The sequence below is a fragment of the Pseudomonas sp. RL_5y_Pfl2_73 genome (genome assembly GCF_963970515.1).
Classification (GTDB): Bacteria; Pseudomonadota; Gammaproteobacteria; order Pseudomonadales; family Pseudomonadaceae; genus Aquipseudomonas.
The window spans coordinates 1-20727 of the sequence record NZ_CAXAPD010000005.1 but is presented as its reverse complement, the minus strand read 5'-3'; the positions used below and the strand labels follow the sequence as shown (position 1 = coordinate 20727).

The 20727-nt window shown below is 60.4% G+C and carries 16 protein-coding genes, 1 tRNA gene, 1 rRNA gene and 3 pseudogenes; 10 read left to right on the top strand and 11 right to left on the bottom strand.

Annotation, left to right across the window (positions count from 1 at the left end):
* Positions 1-39: 39 nt before the first annotated feature.
* The 3 genes from AACY42_RS06230 to ggt all read left to right on the top strand — a co-directional run bounded on the left by AACY42_RS06230 (position 40) and on the right by ggt (position 4298).
* Complete coding sequence (locus AACY42_RS06230) at positions 40-2097, top strand: methyl-accepting chemotaxis protein (RefSeq protein ID WP_339477719.1); 2058 nt, start codon at positions 40-42, stop codon at positions 2095-2097.
* A 103-nt stretch (positions 2098-2200) separates the two neighbouring features.
* Positions 2201-2277 (top strand) — tRNA-Met (locus AACY42_RS06225).
* Positions 2278-2453: 176 nt separating this feature from the next.
* Positions 2454-4298 carry a gamma-glutamyltransferase gene (ggt, locus tag AACY42_RS06220; RefSeq protein ID WP_339477716.1) on the top strand — a complete coding sequence of 615 codons (1845 nt, stop codon included), beginning with the start codon at positions 2454-2456 and terminating at the stop codon, positions 4296-4298.
* On the opposite strand, the gene AACY42_RS06215 is transcribed toward ggt, so the two are convergent.
* The 4 genes and pseudogenes from AACY42_RS06215 to AACY42_RS28545 form a co-directional block, all read right to left on the bottom strand.
* Entirely contained in the window at positions 4280-4513 is a 234-nt protein-coding gene (locus AACY42_RS06215; RefSeq protein WP_339477714.1) for a helix-turn-helix domain-containing protein, read from the bottom strand. The genes ggt and AACY42_RS06215 overlap by 19 nt on opposite strands.
* Positions 4514-4520: 7 nt before the next feature.
* On the bottom strand, positions 4521-5081 hold the full coding sequence (locus tag AACY42_RS06210; protein ID WP_339477712.1) for a DUF2975 domain-containing protein: 561 nt from the start codon (positions 5079-5081) through the stop codon (positions 4521-4523).
* Positions 5082-5171: 90 nt separating this feature from the next.
* Positions 5172-5603, bottom strand: a pseudogene (locus AACY42_RS28550) (methyl-accepting chemotaxis protein); the annotation flags it as partial.
* A 108-nt stretch (positions 5604-5711) separates the two neighbouring features.
* Positions 5712-6398 (bottom strand): annotated as a pseudogene (locus tag AACY42_RS28545) (PAS domain-containing protein); the annotation flags it as partial.
* 232 nt (positions 6399-6630) lie between these two features.
* On the opposite strand from AACY42_RS28545, the pseudogene AACY42_RS06200 reads away from it, so the two are divergent.
* The 3 genes and pseudogenes from AACY42_RS06200 to AACY42_RS06190 form a co-directional block, all read left to right on the top strand.
* A pseudogene (locus tag AACY42_RS06200) lies at positions 6631-6821 on the top strand (short-chain fatty acid transporter); the annotation flags it as partial.
* Positions 6822-6968: 147 nt separating this feature from the next.
* The gene (locus tag AACY42_RS06195) at positions 6969-8132 is read left to right on the top strand and encodes a hypothetical protein (protein ID WP_339477708.1); all 1164 of its coding nucleotides are present in this window, start codon (positions 6969-6971) and stop codon (positions 8130-8132) included.
* A gap of 179 nt (positions 8133-8311) precedes the next feature.
* A complete protein-coding gene (locus AACY42_RS06190; protein ID WP_339477706.1) occupies positions 8312-8839 on the top strand; it encodes a lysine methyltransferase in 528 nt (175 codons plus the stop codon).
* Between the two features lie 10 nt (positions 8840-8849).
* Here AACY42_RS06190 and can read toward each other — a convergent pair whose 3' ends face one another.
* Complete coding sequence (gene can, locus AACY42_RS06185; protein ID WP_339477704.1) at positions 8850-9494, bottom strand: carbonate dehydratase; 645 nt, start codon at positions 9492-9494, stop codon at positions 8850-8852.
* A gap of 132 nt (positions 9495-9626) precedes the next feature.
* On the opposite strand from can, the gene AACY42_RS06180 reads away from it, so the two are divergent.
* Entirely contained in the window at positions 9627-10031 is a 405-nt protein-coding gene (locus AACY42_RS06180; protein WP_339477702.1) for a serine kinase/phosphatase, read from the top strand.
* 160 nt (positions 10032-10191) lie between these two features.
* On the opposite strand, the gene rimI is transcribed toward AACY42_RS06180, so the two are convergent.
* Positions 10192-10644 carry a ribosomal protein S18-alanine N-acetyltransferase gene (gene rimI / locus AACY42_RS06175; protein ID WP_047229376.1) on the bottom strand — a complete coding sequence of 151 codons (453 nt, stop codon included), beginning with the start codon at positions 10642-10644 and terminating at the stop codon, positions 10192-10194.
* Positions 10637-11416, bottom strand: coding sequence for an energy transducer TonB (locus AACY42_RS06170; protein WP_339477700.1), 780 nt, complete (start codon positions 11414-11416; stop codon positions 10637-10639). The genes rimI and AACY42_RS06170 overlap by 8 nt, the downstream gene beginning before the upstream one ends.
* A gap of 181 nt (positions 11417-11597) precedes the next feature.
* On the opposite strand from AACY42_RS06170, the gene mksB reads away from it, so the two are divergent.
* The 3 genes from mksB to mksF are packed head-to-tail and all read left to right on the top strand — an operon-like array spanning position 11598 to position 16406.
* Positions 11598-12878, top strand: coding sequence for an Mks condensin complex protein MksB (gene mksB / locus AACY42_RS06165; protein ID WP_339477699.1), 1281 nt, complete (start codon positions 11598-11600; stop codon positions 12876-12878).
* Positions 12868-13569: an Mks condensin complex protein MksE gene (gene mksE / locus AACY42_RS06160; protein ID WP_339477696.1), complete on the top strand. Its 702-nt coding sequence runs from the start codon at positions 12868-12870 to the stop codon at positions 13567-13569. The genes mksB and mksE overlap by 11 nt, the downstream gene beginning before the upstream one ends.
* Positions 13566-16406 carry an Mks condensin complex protein MksF gene (gene mksF, locus AACY42_RS06155; protein ID WP_003205592.1) on the top strand — a complete coding sequence of 947 codons (2841 nt, stop codon included), beginning with the start codon at positions 13566-13568 and terminating at the stop codon, positions 16404-16406. The genes mksE and mksF overlap by 4 nt, the downstream gene beginning before the upstream one ends.
* Positions 16407-16675: 269 nt before the next feature.
* Here the strand turns inward: mksF and AACY42_RS06150 are convergent, their stop codons facing one another.
* From AACY42_RS06150 to rrf, 4 genes are all read right to left on the bottom strand, one after another.
* Positions 16676-18979: a PqiB family protein gene (locus AACY42_RS06150; RefSeq protein WP_339477690.1), complete on the bottom strand. Its 2304-nt coding sequence runs from the start codon at positions 18977-18979 to the stop codon at positions 16676-16678.
* On the bottom strand, positions 18972-19595 hold the full coding sequence (locus tag AACY42_RS06145) for a paraquat-inducible protein A (protein ID WP_339477687.1): 624 nt from the start codon (positions 19593-19595) through the stop codon (positions 18972-18974). Before AACY42_RS06145 ends, AACY42_RS06150 begins: the two co-directional genes overlap by 8 nt.
* Positions 19582-20241 (bottom strand): paraquat-inducible protein A, encoded by a 660-nt coding sequence (locus tag AACY42_RS06140; protein ID WP_339477684.1) that lies wholly within the window; start codon positions 20239-20241, stop codon positions 19582-19584. The genes AACY42_RS06145 and AACY42_RS06140 overlap by 14 nt, the downstream gene beginning before the upstream one ends.
* A gap of 147 nt (positions 20242-20388) precedes the next feature.
* Positions 20389-20504 (bottom strand): 5S ribosomal RNA (gene rrf, locus AACY42_RS06135).
* Positions 20505-20727: the final 223 nt, after the last annotated feature.

Here is a 20727-nt window from a genome sequence, read left to right as displayed (position 1 = left end):
GCACAAAAATAGTGCAAGGGTGCTCAGGGGAGTATGGGCATGCAGGCTTTTTTATCACCGGGAATCAGGTTGTTGGGGCGTTTCGGCTTCGCCCGCAAATTCCAATTGCTGTTCCTGCTTTTTATCCTGCCGCTCATGGGCAGCCTGTGGCTCATCGGCCAGGACTATCGCGACAAACTCAGCCTGATTTCCGGGGAACGCGCTGGGGTGCGCCAATTGCTGGCCCTGGATAACCTGGACAATCTGCTCACCGCCCAGCGCAACCGCGCCGCCCGCTGGCGTGCCACCGAAACCAATCGGCAGCCGACACCCGCGACGCTGGCCGCCATGGCAGCGTACGACGCAGTGCAACCGGCCCTCACCCAGGCCGCCAGTGACCTAGGCAACACCCTGCAAACCGAAGGGGCCGAAGCCGATACCCTCACCCGCTATCAAGCCCTGCAAACCAGCCTCAACGGTCTGGATTCGAAAAGCCTTGGCAGCGTGGGCTGGTGGCCGGATGGCTACGACCGCTTCACCGCCGCCCTCAGCGCCCTGCAAGCCTTGCGCGAGCAGATGGTCATGGGCAACCGCCTGACCCTCGCCTCCTGGCTAGAGACGTATTTGTTGACGCAGATTTCCACCCAGCAGACGCCAGACCTGATCGAACGGGTCGGGCGCCTGGCCAGCGTTGGACAGGCTTCCGTGGTATCAGGCCAATTCACGTTGCAGAGTCGCCTGCAACTGCGAGACCTGCGCAGCCGAATCGGTGACGCCCGGGACCAACTGGTCAAGACCGGAGCGCTGCTGGAAACCCGCCTGCCCAGCGATCTGCAAACCTGGGCCGGACAATACCAGGGCAGCCTCAAGCACTTGGATGCTGGCCTGAAAGTGTTGGATGACGGCGTGTTCGGCGGTTCCATCAACCTCAAGCCCGAAGACTTCGAGAAACACATCGACGCCCTCCTCGCCGACCTGGCGACCCTGCGGCAACAGTCACTGGTGGCACTGGATACGCGGCTGGACCACTACCACGGTTCGGCGATTCGCCAGTTCACCCTGGTAGCGGCGGTACTGGGCTGCCTGCTGCTGGCGGCGCTGTATCTTTTTGTTTGCCTGCAAGCGTCGATCCGGCGCAGCGCCAGCGGTATCACCCTGCTGGCCGAAGCCCTGCGCGACGGCAATCTCAGCCTGCAAGTGCCGGTGCAAGGGCGCGATGAACTGGCGGCCATCAGCACCGCCCTCAACGTCGCCGTGGTGCAGTTGCGCAACAGCTTGCTGGGGGTGGACCACGAGACATTGCAGCTGAGCAATGCCGTGCGCACCCTCAATACCCACTCCAGCGGCGCTCTGGGAGAAGTCGAGGCCCAGCAGATACAGATCAGCCAGATCGCTGCCGCCGCAACGCAACTGGCCGCCACGTCCCAGGGTGTGGCGAAGAGTTGTGAACAGGCCTCCGATAGCGCCCAGCAGACCCGCCGCATCGCCACCGACAGCAGCCGCGATAGCCAACGCACCACGGCAAGCATCCAGCAGCTTAACCAGCGTCTCAACGAAACCGCCGCCGCATTGGGGCGAGTCAGCGAACAGGGGCAACAGATCCAACTGGTGGTCGATACCATTCGTGGCGTGGCCGAGCAGACCAATCTTCTGGCCCTCAATGCCGCCATCGAAGCCGCTCGCGCCGGGGAACAGGGCCGTGGTTTCGCGGTGGTGGCCGACGAGGTGCGCAGCCTGTCGCAACGCACCCAATCCTCTACGCAACAGATTGCCGCCACCGTCGACAGCCTGCGCGCCACGGTCAACGAAGCTGTCAGCCTGATGGAAGCTGCCTGCGGCCAGGCCCAGACCGACGCCCAAGCAGTCACCGGCCTTGGCGAACGGCTGGGTGAAATTGCCAGCGCGGTGCAAAGCGTCACCGACACCCTGGCGCAAATCGCCACCGCCGTGGATGAACAAGCCAGCACCGCCGACGAGGTCAGCGGCAATATCCAGCAGGTCGACCAGGCAGCGATGCGCTTGCTTGAAGGCGCGAGGGCCGTGAACGTGGCGGCGGATACCCTGAGCCAGGGAAGCCAGGCCTTGAGTGCCAATACGGGGAGATTTCAGCTCGGTTGATAGCGATTTACAGCGAGGATTGTTAAGCGGTTGAAAGCGCAGAGAAATATTTCAGATTTACGCTTGACACATCTTCGTTACCGGCGAATAATGCGCGCCACTTGGCTACATAGCTCAGTTGGTTAGAGCATAGCATTCATAATGCTGGGGTCCGGGGTTCAAGTCCCTGTGTAGCCACCAAGTACTAAAAACGGCCTATCGAAAGATAGGCCGTTTTTTTATGCCTCGAGAAAAGTGCCTGCCCACTCAGGATTTGGTTGCACGCCCCTGAGGCGAGAGAGCTTGTTGATTTGCGCCATACGCCGCGCATCGCTACAGTCGATCCCCATACCCCAGGCCCACGGATGGAGCGACACGTGCTTACAGATCTGAAACCGAACCTTCATCGTCTGTCAGCCGTTTCGTTGCTGGCTGTCGCCCTGACACTCATCGCCTGTAAGGCCCCACCTTCCTCCACCGTCACACCGGCATTGCCCGCCCCGCCGGAAATCACCTCCGGCTACCGCACCGATCTGCAAACCCGTTACGCCGACAAGCACATGGCGGCCGCAGCCAACCCACTGGCGGCCGAAGCCGGACGGGAAATGTTGCGACGCGGCGGCTCGGCCATCGACGCGGCAATTGCAATGCAAGCGGTGCTGACGCTGGTGGAGCCGCAATCTTCAGGCATCGGCGGCGGTGCGTTCATTGTGCTGTGGGATGGCAAGGCCGTGCGCACCTATGACGGTCGCGAAACAGCACCGGCCGGCGCCACTGAAAAACTTTTCCTTCAAGCCGACGGCAAACCCATGCCGTTTACCGCCGCTCAGATCGGCGGCCGCTCCGTTGGCACCCCGGGGGTGTTGCGCGCGCTGGAACTGGCCCATCGCAAACACGGGCGTCTGGAATGGGCGAGGCTGTTCGAACCGGCTATCGCGCTGGCGGAACAAGGTTTCGCGATCTCGCCCAGATTGCATTCGTTGATCGCGACCGATCCGTCCCTGCCAGGCTCGCCGGACATGGCCGCCTACTTCCTGAACGCCGATGGCAGCCCGAAAGCCGTCGGCACGACGCTGAAGAATCCGGCATTGGCCGGGGTGCTCAAGCGCATCGCCAACGAAGGCCCGGACGCGTTGTACAAAGGGCCGTTGGCCGAGGAGATGGTCGCCAAGGTGCGCGGCCACGCCAATCCCGGCAGCCTTTCGCTCAATGACCTCCAGGGCTACGCTGCCCGAGAGCGTGCGCCGTTGTGCTCCGACTACAAGCGCTGGCAAGTCTGCGGCATGGCGCCCCCTTCTTCTGGCGGGATTGCCTTGGCGCAGATCCTCGGGACCTTGCAGGCCCTCGAACAGCGCGACAGCCGCAACGCGCTCGCGCCTTTGAAGCCCCTCAAGACCGATAAGCCCGCCGGCCTCGAGCCCGCGCCCGAGGCGGCGCACTTGATCGCTGAAGCGGAACGCCTGGCCTACGCCGACCGCGCCCAGTACGTCGCCGACTCGGATTTTGTCCCGGTGCCGGTCAAAGGCCTGGTCGATCCGAGTTACCTGGCCAGCCGCGCCAACCTGATCGGCCCACGCAGCATGGGTGTCGCCAAGCCTGGGACACCGCCGGGCATCCAGGTGGCCTACGCGCCGGACCGTTCGCCACTGCGCATTTCCACCTCGCAAGTGGTGGCGGTGGATGATCAGGGCGGTGCCGTATCCATGACCACCACGGTGGAGTCGGCGTTCGGCTCACACTTGATGGTCCAGGGTTTCATGCTCAACAACCAGATGACTGACTTCTCGTTCATCCCTGAAGAAAACGGGCAAAAAGTCGCCAACCGCGTCGAACCCGGCAAACGCCCGCGCTCGTCCATGGCGCCGACGCTGATCTTCGATCGTCAAAGTGGTGAGCTGCTGGCCGCTGTTGGTTCACCGGGGGGCTCGCAAATTATCGAATACGTCGCCAAGTCAGTGATTGGCCTGCTCGACTGGAACCTGGACCCGCAAACCGCCATCAACTTCCCCAACTTCGGTAGCCGCAATGGCCCCACCGAACTGGAAAAGGGCCAGTTCAGCGCGACGCTGGTCAAGGCGCTGAAAGACAAAGGCCATGCTGTGAGCGAGATCGACATGAACAGCGGCACCCAGGCCATTGTCCGGGTGCGCGATGCGCAAGGGAAAACCTCACTGGCCGGCGGTGCGGATCCACGGCGAGAGGGTCAAGCACTGGGCGACTGATCGAGCTCGCTCTGAGGTTGATAGACCAGCAGATCCGCGGGCTGACATTGCAGATAGCTGCAAATGGCTTCGAGGGTCGCCAGGCGTATGCCCTTGACCTTTCCTTGTTTCAACAAGGAAAGGTTGGCTTCGGTAATGCCGATTGCAGCAGCAAGGTCCTTGGATTTGACCTTGCGCATGGCCAGCATCACATCGAGTTGGATAACGATGGGCATGAGAATCTCAAACGAATGTTCTGTTTTCTGAATCGACTTCACTGGCCTGGGACAATATCCGGGCAATGATCGCAATACAGGCGGCAAGAAATAGAGCAACGAAAGACGGCGCGGTAATACTGAAGGTAAGCAGTCGCTGGCCGACCGGCGCATTGATCGTCACCAGCAGGCTGAGAAACGGCTCGCAGATGAAGTCCAGCAGCACCCACAACGCCACCGCGCGCCCCGTATTCCCCAGATAAACCGCTGCTGCGTTGGAAAAGTATTGCCCTTGGGCATAGTGTTTGAAAAGCCTGCGCAAGTTGGTGAGCCCGACCGCCAGGGCCAGCAAGGGAATGCTCGTCAACAGTATCCCACCCAGGCGCTGCCACCCCGTCAACCGCAGCGCCTCTTCAGACAAGCTCGACAGCTGCCGTTCGGTGAGGGAAAACCCCAGGCCGTATCGCGAGGCTGAGGCTGCTTCAGGAAACAACCAGGCCGCCGCGTTGACGACCATCATCGATACCATGAAAACAAAGGTGATGGCTGCCATCCGTTGGCTGTACAGGGCAAGACGATTCGAGTGCATGTGAGACTCCAATAGAATATGGGAGCCCAAAACATAGCCAGAAAATTATCTAAAAACAATAATTAATATGTAAAAAACAATAATTATATCTTAAGTGGACAACTGATTGGCAAACTGGCTCACGGCATCGACCACCTTCTTGGCCCCGTCCTGGATCTCGACGATTACCGTCCCCGCCTCGGCGGCCAGGGCCAGGCCGTGCTCGGCCTGATGCTGGCCGTCGGTCATCAACGCCACGGCGTTGCGGGCCATGTCCTGGTTCTGGCGAACCACACCAACGATTTCATCGGTCGCCTGGCTGGTGCGCGATGCCAGTTGTCGCACTTCATCGGCTACCACCGCAAAACCGCGCCCTTGCTCGCCGGCCCGGGCCGCTTCGATCGCGGCGTTGAGCGCCAGCAGGTTGGTTTGTTCGGCGATGCCGCTGATGGTCTTGACGATGGTACCAATCACCAGGGATTGTTCATTCAGAGCCTCGATGCCTTCACCAGCGGTTTGCATGTGCCGGGCCAGGTCGCGCATCACGTCCACGGCCTGGGTCACCACCGTCGTGCCACGCTGGGCGGTGCTGTCCGTTTGCAGCGAGGTGCTGTAGGCGATGCTGGCTGCATCGGCGACGGCTTTTTCCTGATTGACCTGGTCGGTGATGTTGGTGGCGAACTTGACCACTTTATACAGTCGCTCGTTGGCATCGACCACCGGGTTGTAGGAGGCTTCCAGCCAGACCTCACGACCATTGCTGTCGATACGCTTGAAGCGGCCGGCCACGAACTCACCGCTGTTCAGGCGCTTCCAGAACTGCTCGTAGGCCGCGCTGTTGTATTCCTCAGACTCACAAAACATACGGTGGTGCTTGCCCTTGATCTGCGCAAGGCTGTAACCCATGGCGTTGAGGAAGCGATCATTGGCCGTCAGCACGTGACCGCCCAAATCGAATTCGATCACCGCCGTTGAACGCACCAACGCGCCGATGAGGTTTTCATGCTCACGAGAGGCCTCAATGGTGCGGGTCAGGTCATTGGAATACATCGAAAAATAGCGGATCCGCCCGTCAGCACCCCGTACGGGCTGGAGGATCGAACGCAGCCAGGCTTCCTGGCCATTGCCCCGCACCAGGCGCACGGCACCGGAAAAGTGCTCGCCACGGGTCAACGCCGACTTGAAGCGAACCTGGAACTCATTGGATTTCAAATATGCAGGAACCAGTTCATCCACAGGCCGGCCAATTAAGTCCTGGCTCTTGTAGCGCATCTCGTCGAGGAAGTTCTGATTGACCGATTGAATCCGTCCATCGGCATCCAGGGTGAGGCCAAGCATCTCGCGATCCAGGCTTTCCTTGACTTGCGCAAGGCTGGACAGTTCTTGGCGAAGAGCCAACAGCTCCTGCTTCAGGCGGTTGTTGAACATGGGCAGCTCCGACAGCAGGAGAATGAAATGCTGTCCCTTGCCATCGGCCCGGCGATTTTTTTCTAAAGAGCGCCGCGAGTCCCTATTGAAAATATTCATGGGTGCCCCTCGAACCCGATAAGCCTCCCATGGTCACTGGATTGTTCTATTGTTGCCGCTGATCGTGATTTCCCTGATTGTCACCTACGTCCCCGGGCCGAACAGCGCCCGTGACGCGGCCGCTTGATCGACCCGAGTTTTAGCATGCCGGCGTTGCTGCCCCGTACCCGCCCCGGGGAATGGCTGGAGCACCGTCCACTGCTGATCATCGCCCTGGTGCTGCTGGCCGTCGGACAACATTGAGCTATTTGCTAGCAGCGATGCCATAACGCCATAAAAAACGGTCGATATTTCCCTCGGCCCACTTTTTCTTCGGCCCGGTCTGTTTCAGTATGGGGGCGCCCTGTTTCGAGGGGCCCACACGCTGAAAAGGATCTGAGCATGTTCAAACTCGCAGTACTTCCTCTTGCTGCCCTGGCCGCCCTGAGCGCCACGGCTCACGCCGACGACATTGACGTACAACTTGGCAGCACCGAACGCGTCACTCGCCTCTTCGCCTACCCCAACAACTGCAACGTCATCTGCTTTCGCGACTGGACTCTGGAGCAGACCGTCGAGCATTACCTGACCCAAAGCGTACAGCGCGATGGCTACAGCACGGCCAAGGTCAGTGTCAAAAGCGACAACGATAAAGTTTATGCCCACATCAGCGGCGTCCCGAAGAGCTACGGCCAACCGCTCAAGGCCCTGCTCGACGCCGGGGACCTGGCGTACAACGGCGCCTCCAAACTCAACAGCGACAAGAAATGGTCCTATAACTGGTACCTGTTCCTGCCGCTGGGCATGGCCCTGGAAAACCGCAAGAGTGTCGAGTTACTGCACTTCCCGCCGGATTACTCCCTGACTCAGGCCCAGGACTACCTGGAGTCGGCCACCACCGACCGCTGGGCCACGCTACTGACCGTCAACGGCATTGCGGTTGAACAGACGCCGGCCTACCAGACCATCATCGACATCGCGCCCATCGCGGCGCCGTCCAATGCGGGCCAGACGCTGGAGGGGCTGTACGACTATTTCAACGATTACCAGACCACCATGGTCAAGCAAGTCACCCAGAGCGCCAGCGGGGGCACACTGCCGATGGTGGCCTTCGGCGCCCCTGTGCGTAACTGGATCAAGACCCAGTATGGCCAGACCGTGGGCGTGCTCGGCCTGGCAACCATCACGCCGACTGCGGGGGTCAAGGTGCCGGTCCTGGGCTCCAACCACCCAAGCTATATCTGGTACGCCGCCGACAAGGACAACTACGACGGTGACGAAGCCAAGGCGGATGCCGCCGGCTTGAAAGTCATGGGTCAGGACCTGAGCGCTGCATGCTGGCAGGCCGGCATGGGCAGTAAGCCGGGCACCGACCCGAACACCCTGCTGAACCAATGCACGCAGACCTGGCAGGTCATGCAGAAGGAGAAAACCTGCGAATTGTTCTACACCTCGGTTCGCAAACTGAGCGAGGAAGACGCGGCGAAAAAATGCGAAACACCGGCGATCAAGTCGCAACTTCCGCAACTGAAGGTGCCTATGCCGCTGCCTGCCGAGGCGGTCTAAACCTTGAGGCGCCTTCCCGCGTCGGCTTGCGCTGACGCGGGAAAGCGCCTTTGGCACCTGTCAGAGTCGACAGTAGATGAAACCCCCGACTTGGGCGAAGCTATCCTGGTTTTTTCAACGACCGCCGGCAGGATCGCCAGCGCCAGAAAGTCGAGTGTTTATCACCGACAAGGACTGTCATGAGCATGTTCATCACAGATAGCGACTGTTCACAGCACCGGGATTGCATCTACCCGGAAAAGCAACTCAGTACCCGCCTGGGCTACCCTTGCGTGCGTGATTTCGAAGTGCGTAGCACGACCGATGGCCGTGGCAACGGCATCATCGCCCGCAAACCATTCGCCCCCATGGAGAGGATGTGCAGGGTATCGGGGCTGCTGGTCAGCCGACGGCGCCTGCACACGCTGCAGATCCTGCCGGACGTCCACATGTATGACCCACGCTTCACCGGACTGCTGCTGCATTCCTGCAACCCGAATGTCTTCCTCGACATGAGCGAACTGTGGCTGTGGTCACTGGCCCGTATCGATGAAGGTGACTGCCTGACGATGGACTACGCCAGTACCGAACAGAAACTGTATCGACAGTTCGCCTGCCGGTGCGGTTCGTCCAACTGTCATGGCTGGATTACCGGCTATGACGAACCGCCCAATGAGCAGGGAATGAAGTTTCTACGGCACTGGCGCCGTCAATGTCACCGCGACTGACGAACCAGACTCAGGGCGCCCCGACCGGACGCAGCCGATACTGCGACGGCAACTGTTCGAAACCGCTGATCGTAGTGTCCAGGCTCTTCCAGCGTCCGTCCTTGATGCCGTAGATGCAGCCATGAATCGACAGTTTCTGCCCGCGGTGCCAGGCGTTCTGCACGATGCTGGTATGGCCGACGTTCGCCACCTGCTGGATCACGTTCAGCTCGCACAGGCGGTCGACACGTTCCTCCTCGGTCGGCAATTGGCCCAACGCCTCGCGATGCTCGTAGTACAGGTCGCGAATCGAGCGCAGCCAGCCGTCGATAAGACCCAGTTGCCGGTCCTGCATCGAGGCACGCACACCGCCACAACCATAATGGCCGGTGACCAGGATGTGTTTGACCTTGAGCACGTCCACCGCGTACTGGATCACCGACAGGCAGTTGAGGTCCGTGTGCAGCACAACGTTGGCCACGTTGCGGTGTACGAACAGATCGCCCGGCAGCATGCCGACGATCTCGTTGGCTGGCACCCGCGCATCGGAACAGCCGATCCACAGGTATTCCGGGGTTTGCTGACGAGCCAGCTTGGAGAAGAAGTCAGGATCTTCCTGCTTGATCGCATCGGCCCAACGCGCGTTGTTATCAATCAGATCTTGTAATTCGTTCATGCTGTCTAGCCTCGATTGAGAGTGCGCAACTGTGACAAACGACCGCCGGTCGAGGTCACGTCGGCGATGCATTGGAATTCCTGGATGCACTGCCGGTCGACACCAGTAAGGCCCACAGTATGAGGAATTGCCATGAATGATTCACGACGCCCCTTTGATGCGATGCAACCGGAACCCATCGACGACAACGAAGATCGCATGGGCTCGATGCATGAGTTGGAATTCGACGACGAACAACCCAGCGCGAAAATCGGCGACGAACTGCCGAAAAACCAACGCGAGCACTTGTTGCCTCGTGAACGCGTGCGTGAAGCAGGTATGACGGGTGCCTCGACGGATGATCACCAGCCGACCGATGACGACATGAGCCCGGAAACCCTCATCCACGAAGACGGCGCCCGGGATGCCTTTGAGGGCGACGACGACGAGCGGGCGGACTGGGACCTGAGTGTGGTGAGTGAAAACGATATTGGTGGGGGCGATGGACTGGACGAAGCGGAAATGGCCGATATCGATCCGCTGGATGGCAAGCGTTGACCCGACCCAGTGGGAGCGAGCCTGCTCGCCAAAGCGGTGGGTCAGCTTGTATCAAATGTCGGATGTGCCGAAGCCATCGCGTGCAGGCTCGCTCCCACAGTGGTTTTGTGTATGACCTCAGGTTTGATGTACCCCACCAATACTCTGTGGGAGCGGCGCTTCAGTCCACCAAAGTACACGCCATGACCACCGCATCCTCACGCCCACCCACCGCCGGGTAGTAATCCCGGCGCCGGCCCACTTCATTGAAGCCATAGCGCTCATACAGCCGGAACGCCGTGCGGTTGCTGTCGCGCACTTCCAGAAAGCACTCCCGGGCCTCGGCCTTGTAGGCAATCGACATGAGGTGCTCCAACAGTCGCAAGCCCAGGCCACGGCCCTGGTTTTCCGGTTTGACGGTAATGTTGAGCAGGTGCGCCTCATCCAGGATGATCTGCACCACGCCATGACCCACTTGCTGCTGACCTTCGAACATCAGCCAGATCTGGTATTTGCCCAACCCGTCGAGAAAGATCCCGCGGGTCCAAGGGTGGCTGTAGGCGGCGTATTCGATTTTCAGTACAGCGTCGAGGTCTGCCTCGGTCATCGGGCGGAACGATACAGCGTCACTCATTCGATTCTTTCCAGCGCGCCATCAGCCGGCGCATGGCTTGCCAGACATCAGCCTTGCGCTGTGGCGTTTCCATTAACAGTTCCAACCCGGGCAACGCCCAGGCCGAGCCCAGGCCTTCGACCTGCAGTTCACGATTGAACGCTTCGGCATCCGCCTCGCCGGCAAACTTCACCGCCGGCAGGCCGATCAGCCACAGGCACACGCAGGTCTCGTCTTCGAGGCGCGCCGAAACGAACCCCTGGACGAAATCCCGCGCCGCTTCGGGCCCTTGGTCCATGGTGCCGCGGGACAACAGCGGCCAGCGCACCGGTTCGCCAATGATCTGCGGGCTGTCCGGCAGACCGGCGGCGCGCAGCATGTCCTTGAGCAGCAAATAGGCGGGATCGCGGCTTTGAAACGGCTCGCCCGTGGGCAACTCCACCAACAGCAGGCAACGCCCGGCCCGCAGCAGTTGCAGGGCGAAACGCGGCGGGGCGACGTAGGGAGCCTTGGGTGGGGCCTCGACAACCTCTTCCACCGGCTTGGCGTTGGTACGGGTCGAGGCCAGGCTCGGACGCGGCACTTCGATTTTCGGCCGATCGACCACGGGAGCCACCGGCTCGACAACCGTCTTGGCCACAGGTGCGGTCACGACCGGCGCGATGTACTTGGGCTCGGGCGCTTCCAGCAGCTCGGGCCGCGACGGGGCGGCGAACGGCAATTCGGTACGCGGCAGCCAGTTGACCACCTGCATGGCGGTCAGATAGGCGCGGCGACGGGACTCGATAAGCAAGGGTCGGCCACTTGTGGATAACTGAAAGTGGGAGGGATTCTACCGCCCTTCGAGGCGGATCGCTCCCCTGTTGAGCCAATAGTTGATCGATCGCCAACGACAGTCTGTCCAAGGGGTGAATCGCAACCGGCCCGATGCAGTACAATCGCTGCTTTTAATTGCCAACCCGACGGCCATTGCGATGATCGAACCCAAGCGCGTCTTGCGCGCCCTCGCTGAACACTGGGCATTGCTGGAACCTTTGTGCGAGCACTTCGACCAGGGCACCCTGAGCCTCAACGAATTGCGTTCACAACTGGCCGCCCAACAACTGGACAGCACGCCCCAGGACATCACCAGCCTGTTGGACGTGTGGATCCGCCTGGACATCCTCGTACCGGTGGCGAAAAGCCCGAACCGCTTCGAGCTCAACGCCCAGATCCATGATTTTCTCGCCTACCTGCGCCGCGAACACCGCCTGGGCCTGTGCCTGGAGATCGAGGCCTACCTGCGCCACCTCGAGCGCCTGGCCGGTTATATCCAGGATGCCTTCGATGTGCGCGACGGCAACGACCTGGCCCGCCAGTTGCGCCTGCTGGACATGCGCGTGCGCGACGTGCTCAAGAAACTCGCCAACGACGAACAGGCCCTGGTGGCCGTGGCCGAACGGGCCAAGACCAGCGATCGGCAGATTCCGTTGCGCCAGCGTTATGCCGAAGTGCTGGCGACCTGGGACGAATACGTCGAGCCGATGATCCAACTGGTGAACGCCGATGGCGCCTTCGAGCAAGGCGTGCGCAAGGTCGAGAACGTACTGTTGCGCATGCTCACCGAACAGCAGCGCCTCGGTCACCTGGTGGACGACGACATGCTGCTGCGCACCCATGCGCGCATCCTGGAGATGCAGACCAGCGCCCAGTTGACCCTGCGTCATGCCCGTGAATTGCTCCTGCCTCTGCGCGAGGAGGCCCGCCGTCACAACGCCGTGACCCGTGGCGCCGCCTTGGCCCTGGCGGCCATTCGCCGCAAAGGCATCGATGCCGTACCGCAGGCCGCCATGCCGCTGTTCACTCGGCCGCAAAGCACGTTCCTGGGCAGCGCCAGCCAGGTCGAAGCCTATGTCTATGCGCTGGCCCGTTTCGAACCGAAACCGGCGCGCTTCCCCAAGTCCCACAAGACCCACAAGGGCGGCGAAGCACCGCGTGCGCCACGCACCGTGCGCGAGATGGTCGAGCGTTGCGAAGACGCCCTGCCGATGCCGGACCTGATGACCTGGCTGCTGGAGCAGGAACCGGACGGCGCCACCGACGAATTGCTGTACTGGTTCTCGCGCCTGTCGCGGGAAAAACGTTTCAAGCGTGAGCGTCTGGAACGCCGCGACTATCACACTCACGAGCATCAGGTCAGCCTGCGCTCCTTCGCCCTGCTCTTGGCCGGCGACACCGCCGCCGAGGATTCTGCGAGCATCCCCCATGCATCTTGATCTATCCGAACTGTCCCAGCTGGCGCCGATCTTCCGCGAGTTGTTCAAGGGCTACCACGTCAGCCGCCGTGACCCGGAGCTGTACGCGCAACTGTCGAACTTCCAGGACCAGTACCGCACGTTGTTCAAGGCCTTGGGCTTCGAACTGGTGTGCGACACCCGTGGCTTCTATTACTTCGTGCCGGACCTGGCCGCCGCGGCAGTCAACAAGACCGCCCAGCGCCTGGCCCTGTTCACCTTCATTCTGGTCGAGCACCTGGCCGACCAGGGCCGCGACCCGATTGCCGTGCTCGACGGCGGCAGCCTGGGCCGCGATGAGCTGCCTTCGCTGCTGGAAAAGTACCGCGACCTGTTCATCCAGGCCGAAGTACAGACCCAGGAAGAACTGGAAGAGAAAATCATGCGGCGCATGACCCAACTGGGTTTTTCCAGCGAAGAAAACGGCGTGTACCGTTTCCTGCCACCGATGCATCGATTCCTCGACGTCTGTCTGTCGGTCCAGCAGGACCGCGACCTGGCCGCCAGCCTGCACAGCGTGCTGCCGTTGCCGGTGCCGGTATTGATCGACGAAGACAGCGACGAAAAATTGCTGCAGACCGATGATCCGCTGGACCTCAGCGAGTTTGAAGGTGAGAGCGAAGAAGACGCACTGGCCCGCGCCATTGCCGAAGAACAGGAGACCGACGCATGAGCAAGGAACGCTACGGCATCCGCCGCTTTGCCCTTTTAAACACCGCCGGCTACAGCCTCGGCTTGTTCCCGCTGGAAGAACCGCTGTCGGTCTATGGCGCGAACAACCTCGGTAAATCCGCCTCGATCAACGCTTTGCAGTTCCCGATCCTGGCGCGCATGTCGGACATGAGCTTCGGCAAGTACAGCCTGGAGCAATCCCGGCGTTTCTACTTTGCCTCGGACACCAGCTACATCCTGGTGGAAGTCGCCCTGCCCCACGGCCCACACGTGATTGGCGTGGTCGGTCGCGGCCCCGGCGGCGGTTTCGGTCACCAGTTCTTTGCCTACGCCGGCAAACTGGACCTGGCCCACTATCAGAAAAATGACACCTGCCTGCGTCAGAAAGAGCTGTTCACCAACCTGGAGCGCGAAGGCTTGAAGGCCTACGAACTCAAGCCGGATGAACTGCGACGCCTGTTGGTGGGTGGTCACACCTCGATCCCACTGGACCTGACACTGATCCCGCTGCGCTCCACCAGCGAGCAAAGCCTCAAGACCTTCCGCGCGCTGTTCATCAACCTACTGCACATGCGCGAAATCACCGCAGCCAAACTCAAGCAACTGTTCCTCGACGCGTTCGAGCACAGCCTGCGCTCCGGTAGCGTGGACTACATCGCCGCGTGCGAAGAAGCCTTCCGCGACGTACGCCGCATGGAGCAGGACTACAACTCTCTGGTGGCGGCCGGTCCGCTGGTGGAAGCCCTGGCCAATGGCGTGAAGCAGCGCGACATCCTGCGCGGCAAATTGCATCGCCTCTCGCCATTGCTCGATTCGCTGCTGGGCACCTGGTCGGACTACGCCAGTGCGCGCAAGGAAGAGCTGACCATCCAGGCCGAGCACTACCGCAACGAACAGGATTCGCTGCAGAACGACCAGCGCGGCGGCACTCAGGAGCTGATGCGCCTGGAACGGGAAATCAGCGGCATCCAGCGCTGGCTCGGCGAGCTGTCGGTGCTCAAGCACCGCTTTGCCCTGGTGGATGATGTCAAGGTCCTGGAGCAACAACTGCTCGCCGCCAAGGACGCCCACGACGAACTGGCCGGCGCCCTGGCCCAGTCCCGGCAGTTCAGCGCCGAGGACTTGGAAGAGCGCCTGCGGGACCTGGAAAAACGCCTGAAGTCGGTCAAGCAGCAACTCGATCACGCCGACAACAACAGCTACGCCCGCCTGCGGGAAGAGTTCTCGCAGCAGGACGTCGAACGCCTGATGCGCCTGTTCAACAGCGCCCTGTTCAGCCTGCCGCTGGGCGAACACGGCATCGCGCTGGACGAGAATGGCGAGTGGGTCAAATCCATGGAGCTGATCCTCGACGGCTTCAAAGGCGAGCGTTTCGAAGTGCCGGGCCTGTCCATCGACCTGTCCCACATCGAACCGCCTGCTCTGCAAGCCCTGGCCGACCGCGCTGCGCTGCGCGACCAGAAAGAACGCCTGGAAAAAGAGCTCAAGCAGCTCAAGACCCAGCAAGCCGTGGCCGCCGACCGCGCCGCGAGCAAGACCCAGACCGAGGCGCTGTACCAGCAGGTCCTGGACGCACAGAAAGCCCTGGAAGACTTCCGCCGCAGCCAGACCCTGAGCGCCGAGGAAGGCGAGAAGCTCGAGCAACTGGCGCAGATGGAAGCCGCCCAGGATGAACTCAAACGCTCCAGCGATGCCTTCACCGAGCGCGTCCAGCAATTGTCCGCCAAGTTGCAGTTGGTGGGCCGACAGATCGCCGACATGGAAGCCAAGCAACGTACCCTCGACGACGCCCTGCGCCGTCGTCAATTGCTGCCGGCGGACCTGCCGTTTGGCACGCCGTTCATGGACCCGGTCGACGATTCCATGGACAACCTGCTGCCGCTGCTCAATGACTATCAGGACAGCTGGCAAGGGCTGCTGCGGGTCGACGGCCAGATCGAAGCGCTGTATGCCCAGGTGCGCCTCAAGGGCGTGGCCAAGTTCGACAGCGAAGACGACATGGAGCGGCGCCTGCAACTGCTGATCAACGCCTATGCCCACCGCACCGACGAAGCCCTGACCCTGGGCAAGGCGCGCCGTGCGGCGGTAACCGACATCGCCCGGACCCTGCGTAACATCCGCAGCGACTACGACAGCCTTGAGCACCAACTGGCGCTGTTCAACCGCGAGATCAACAAGCGCCAGGTGTCCAACCTGCAGAGCTTCCGGATCGTCCTGGCGCCGAACAAGGAGGCGCTCAAGCACATCGACCAGATCATCCACAGTGCCGGCCAGTACGAGGAAGGCGAGACGTTGTCAGTGTTCGACCTCAGCCAGAGCGCCGAGCAGGACAACAAGAACGAAGAAGCCAAGGAGTACCTGGCGCGTCTGGTGGCGGCGAACCACAACCAGCTCGGCCTCAAGGACCTGTTCGAACTGGCGTTCGAGATCACCAAGGTCAACGGCCAGCCAGTGATCCACACCGACATCGACGGCGCGGCGTCCAACGGCACCACCATGACCATCAAGGCGCTGACCAACATGTACTTGTTGCTGCACCTGATGGACCGCGAACAGGCCGGCCGCGTGCGTCTGCCGTACTACCTGGACGAAGCAGCGGACATCGACGAGAAAAACCAGGCCGCCCTGCTGGAAACCAGCCTGCAACTGGGCTTCGTGCCGATCCTGGCCAGTGTGAAGCCGCAAGTCTGCGCCAGTGTCGCCATCGACCTGGAAGGTGGCAGCGGCCCGAACGGCATCTACATCGACGAAGCGGACTGGAAGTACATCCGTCGTCATGATGCGGTGAAGGCCACGGTGAATGTCCAGGCCGACGAGCCGGAGCTGGATCCAGTGTGAGGTGAATGACTGGGCATGAAAAAGGCCGCGACCCATTGGATCGCGGCCTTTTTCATGGTTTGCACAACCAGTGGCGGGGAGCTTGCTCCCGTAGGAGCTGCGTAGGAGCTGTCGAGTGCAACGAGGCTGCGATCTTTCCACTGCCCATTGAGTCCAGAGCGAAAGATCAGATCAAGATCAAGATCAAGATCAAAAGATCGCAGGCTTCGCCAGCTCCTACAGAGCACAGCGCAAGCAAGCCCTCGCCACAAGTGCTAAACCCAACAACCTTACTTGCCGAGACTGATCTTCGGCGCCCAGGTCAGCCATTCATCTTCAAACTTATCGAACAGCGGGAAAGTCTGCTCCGGTCGGGCCGGGTTGCCCATTCGTTCGCCATCCGGCGTTGCGAACGCAATGCCGCCCTGGATAAGCGTTTCAAGCGACTCGGTTCGCACCGTCGCGCCCCTGAACAGACCAAAGTCCAGACCGAAACCACTGCTGTTCCAGAAACGTGTGCCGCCGCGCACCAGCGGCGCGTACTTGGGCTCGATCAGGATATGGATCAGCACCCGGTCCGCAGTCTGGCCCAGCTCATAACCGGTGACCTTGCCCACCGTAATCTCCCGATAGGTCACCGGTACGCCGACCTTCAACGAACCACGGCGAGCCGCGCTCAGCACCAGGCTCAGTCCCGCTTCGGGCACAGCGCTCTCTGGGGGGTTGGCCAGGGCCACGAAGCTTTTCTGCGGCCCAAGGTTTTTCGTCGAAGGCTGCACTTCAATGTATTGGCCGGTTACCAGCGTTTCCAGATTGGAGGTCTTCATCAATCCCAACTCAGGCTTGACCACCCAGAACTGGGACCCGGCCCGGGCGATGCGCTCCGGCACTTCGGTGATACGCGCCGTGAGCAGCACCGACTGCATATCGGCGCTGAGATCAACATCCTCGATCTTGCCCACATCCAACCCTTTGAACCGGATCGGCGTACCACTGCGCAAACCATCAGCGCGGTCGACCTTGATCGTGATCACGGTGCCTCGCTGTTGTGCAGCTTCGTGATCGGCGAACAGACGGAAACGTGGTATACGCCTCTTCAGCGGCACATTCGGTTCCGGAGTTTCGAAGGCAATCCCGCCGGCCATCAGGCTTTGCAGGGACTCGCTCTTGACTTGGATCCCGCCCGTCAAACCTCCCGTAAGAGTGATACCACTGGCGTTCCAGAACCGTGTCGAGCCGTTGACCAGCCCTTCGTACGCCTTCTCGATGTGCACCCCAATGATCAGCTGCTTCTTCTTGCGGGAGAACTGATAACTCTGCACCGACCCGACCTTGACCTGCTTGTAGAGGATCGGACTGCCGACCTCCAGTGATCCGAGGTTTTCGGTCAGCAGCACCAAGTGCAGCCCCGGGGAACGCAAATCCAACGGCGGTGCTTTCGCCCGAGCTTCGAACTCGCGTTGCGGCGCGCCACCCTTGTCACCCGGTCGCACGGCAATGTAGTTGCCCTTGACCAACGCTTCAAGGCCGGTGATACCCGCCAGGGAGATTGATGGTTTGACGACCCAGAACTGCGTGCCGGTTACCAGGTAATCTTCGGCTAAGGGGTCCAGGGTCAATTCAGCCGTGGCGCTGGCCAGGTCCGGATCAACCTTGAGGTTCTTCAGGCTGCCGACCTGGATGCCTTTGTACATGACCGGGGTACGATCGGCCTGCAACCCTTCGAAATCACTGAGCTTGACCTTCACCCGGATGCCCGCCGCAGCGGCGTCAAAGTCTTCGTAAAGACGGAACGGCAGGCTTGGGTCCGTCGGCGGGCTGTCCTTGCGGCTTTCCGGCGTGGCGAAGGCAATCCCTCCGGCCACGATGCTGGCCAGGGATTCGCTGCGCACTTTGACACCCGAGAGGTTGGCATCGATGCTGATGCCACTGGCGTTCCAGAAACGTGTGTGTTTGCGCACGAGGTTGGCATAGGTCGGCTCGATGAAGATTTTGATCTCGACCTTGCCCTGATCCTCGGACAACAGGTAGCTCTTCACCTGACCGACCTGAATCTGTTTGTAGAACACCGGGCTGCCACGGTTCAGCGAACCCAACCGATCAGCCTTGAGGGTCAGGTGCAAACCCGGCTTGGCGTCCGACAGCGGCGGCTCTTCGGCCAGGGCCTTGAATTTACGGGCCGACTCTCCTTCACCTGGGCTGATAGCCACGTAGTTACCCGATACCAGGGTTTCCAGGCCAGTGATCCCGGCCAGGCTCACGCTCGGCTTGACCAGCCAGAAACGTGTTTCGGTCTTGAGGTATTGTTCGACGTCCTTGTTCATCTCGATGGTCGCGACCACTCCCTTGGAGCTGCCTTCGTCATCGAGTGTAAGGGCCGTCACTTTGCCGACCGTCATCCCTTTGTAGACGACTTCGGTTTTGTTGACCTGGATGCCTTCGCCGCTCTCAAAGCGCACATTGATCTCGATTCCGGTCTCGTTATAAGCCCGCCAACCGAGCCAACCACCGATGATCAAGGCAATCAACGGCAGGACCCAGATGGCCGACCAGTTCGAAGCCGGTCGAGTTTTAGCGGTAGGCAAATCAGTCATGGTCGTCATCCGACTCCGTGTTATCCCAAATCAGTCGGGGATCGAAGGTTACTGCGGCAATCATTGTCAAAATCACTACGCTGGCGAAAGCGATCGCGCCGAGACCGGCTTCGACACTGGCGAGCCGTCCGAAATTCACAACAGCCACCAAAATGGCGATCACGAAAATATCCAACATCGACCAGCGGCCAATGAACTCGATAAAACGGTACATAAGGATGCGTTGCTGCGCCGACATAGGCTGATGCCGCTGCACGGAAAACAACAACAAGGCGATGCCCACCAGTTTGAAAGTGGGTACAACGATGCTGGCGATGAACACCACGGCGGCAATAGGAATCATGCCGTGTTGAACCAGCTCGATGACGCCGGCCATGATGGTGCTCGGGGCGCCCTGGCCCAGCGAGTTGATAGTCATGATCGGCAACATGTTGGCCGGAATATAAAGAATCGCGGCCGTGATCAACAACGCCCAGGTCCGCATCAAGCTGTTCGGGCGACGGGAATGAACCAACGCGCCGCAGCGAGTACAGGTTTGGTTGTCGGCCTCAGCATCCTGCCGATTCAACTCGTGGCACTCCGTACAGATCAGAATCCCTGCATCAATCGCCCGCATGGGCATCTTCTCCTGATAACGCCTGCCAGATCTGATGGGGTGACATCACCACCTCCAGCCAGACCTGGACCAGCAACAAACTGATGAAACACACCAGGCCAAGGCCTACGGTGATGGCTGCCATGTCTGTCAATTTTACGATAGCCACCAGCACGCCCATGAGATAGACCTCAAGCATCCCCCAGTCTCGTAGGTGGTGATAAATGCGATACAGCAACAAACTGTAACTACGGCCGAAGTCCAAACGAATGGACAACAGCACCACTAACTGACAAAGCAACTTGAGTAGTGGAATGCCCATGCTGCACAGGAAGACCACTGCCGCGATGCCTTCCATGCCGGTATCAAACAGGCCGACCACGCCACTCCAAACGGTGTCCTGGGAGGACTGTCCGAGCAGATTGAGTTCCATGATGGGTAAGAAGTTGGCCGGCACATATAACAGCAGAGCTGCGATAACCAAGGCAAGGCTGCGTTCAACTACATTGTGCCGGTGAGCATAGAGTTCATAGCCACAACGAGGGCACTCGGCTTTTTCACCATGGGCCAGCTGGGGCTTGCGCATCAACAGGTCGCACTCATGACACGCCACCAGACCGCTCAGGGGCAGATCTGACAACCTATCAATGTCTGACGGATCGGGCATAAACAGCTCTGGCTCAGCTAAAGTGGGGCTATTCTAGTGCTCCAGCTCGGAAATAACTGTGCAAATTATCACGAGCTTTCGCAGACTTTCCTGCGGGCAAAAACAAAACCCCTACCTGCGTCAGCAGATAGGGGTTTTGGAATTTAATCTTGACGATGACCTACTCTCACATGGGGAAACCCCACACTACCATCGGCGATGCATCGTTTCACTGCTGAGTTCGGGATGGGATCAGGTGGTTCCAATGCTCTATGGTCGTCAAGAAATTCGGTAGCCGGTGCGTGCCTTGCGGTCACGTGCCAGCGAATGGGTATGCGATAGTTTGTGTGCTGCTTTTGAGTCTCTCGAACTTTCGGTTCGTTTCGTCTTCACACACCGCAATCTGGTCTCTTTCGCCTTTAGGCTTGGAGCATACAAATTGCTTGGGTGTTATATGGTCAAGCCTCACGGGCAATTAGTACAGGTTAGCTCAACGCCTCACAGCGC

Excerpts from the sequence above, each read along its gene's own strand:
- AACY42_RS06230 (WP_339477719.1), top strand. The coding sequence starts at position 40 with ATGCAGGCTTTTTTATCACCGGGAATCAGGTTGTTGGGGCGTTTCGGC.
- AACY42_RS06215 (WP_339477714.1), bottom strand. The coding sequence starts at position 4,513 with ATGCCCATCGTTATCCAACTCGATGTGATGCTGGCCATGCGCAAGGTC.
- AACY42_RS06210 (WP_339477712.1), bottom strand. The coding sequence starts at position 5,081 with ATGCACTCGAATCGTCTTGCCCTGTACAGCCAACGGATGGCAGCCATC.
- AACY42_RS06195 (WP_339477708.1), top strand. The coding sequence starts at position 6,969 with ATGTTCAAACTCGCAGTACTTCCTCTTGCTGCCCTGGCCGCCCTGAGC.
- AACY42_RS06190 (WP_339477706.1), top strand. The coding sequence starts at position 8,312 with ATGAGCATGTTCATCACAGATAGCGACTGTTCACAGCACCGGGATTGC.
- can (WP_339477704.1), bottom strand. The coding sequence starts at position 9,494 with ATGAACGAATTACAAGATCTGATTGATAACAACGCGCGTTGGGCCGAT.
- AACY42_RS06180 (WP_339477702.1), top strand. The coding sequence starts at position 9,627 with ATGAATGATTCACGACGCCCCTTTGATGCGATGCAACCGGAACCCATC.
- rimI (WP_047229376.1), bottom strand. The coding sequence starts at position 10,644 with ATGAGTGACGCTGTATCGTTCCGCCCGATGACCGAGGCAGACCTCGAC.
- mksB (WP_339477699.1), top strand. The coding sequence starts at position 11,598 with ATGATCGAACCCAAGCGCGTCTTGCGCGCCCTCGCTGAACACTGGGCA.
- mksE (WP_339477696.1), top strand. The coding sequence starts at position 12,868 with ATGCATCTTGATCTATCCGAACTGTCCCAGCTGGCGCCGATCTTCCGC.
- mksF (WP_003205592.1), top strand. The coding sequence starts at position 13,566 with ATGAGCAAGGAACGCTACGGCATCCGCCGCTTTGCCCTTTTAAACACC.
- AACY42_RS06150 (WP_339477690.1), bottom strand. The coding sequence starts at position 18,979 with ATGACTGATTTGCCTACCGCTAAAACTCGACCGGCTTCGAACTGGTCG.
- AACY42_RS06145 (WP_339477687.1), bottom strand. The coding sequence starts at position 19,595 with ATGCGGGCGATTGATGCAGGGATTCTGATCTGTACGGAGTGCCACGAG.
- AACY42_RS06140 (WP_339477684.1), bottom strand. The coding sequence starts at position 20,241 with ATGCCCGATCCGTCAGACATTGATAGGTTGTCAGATCTGCCCCTGAGC.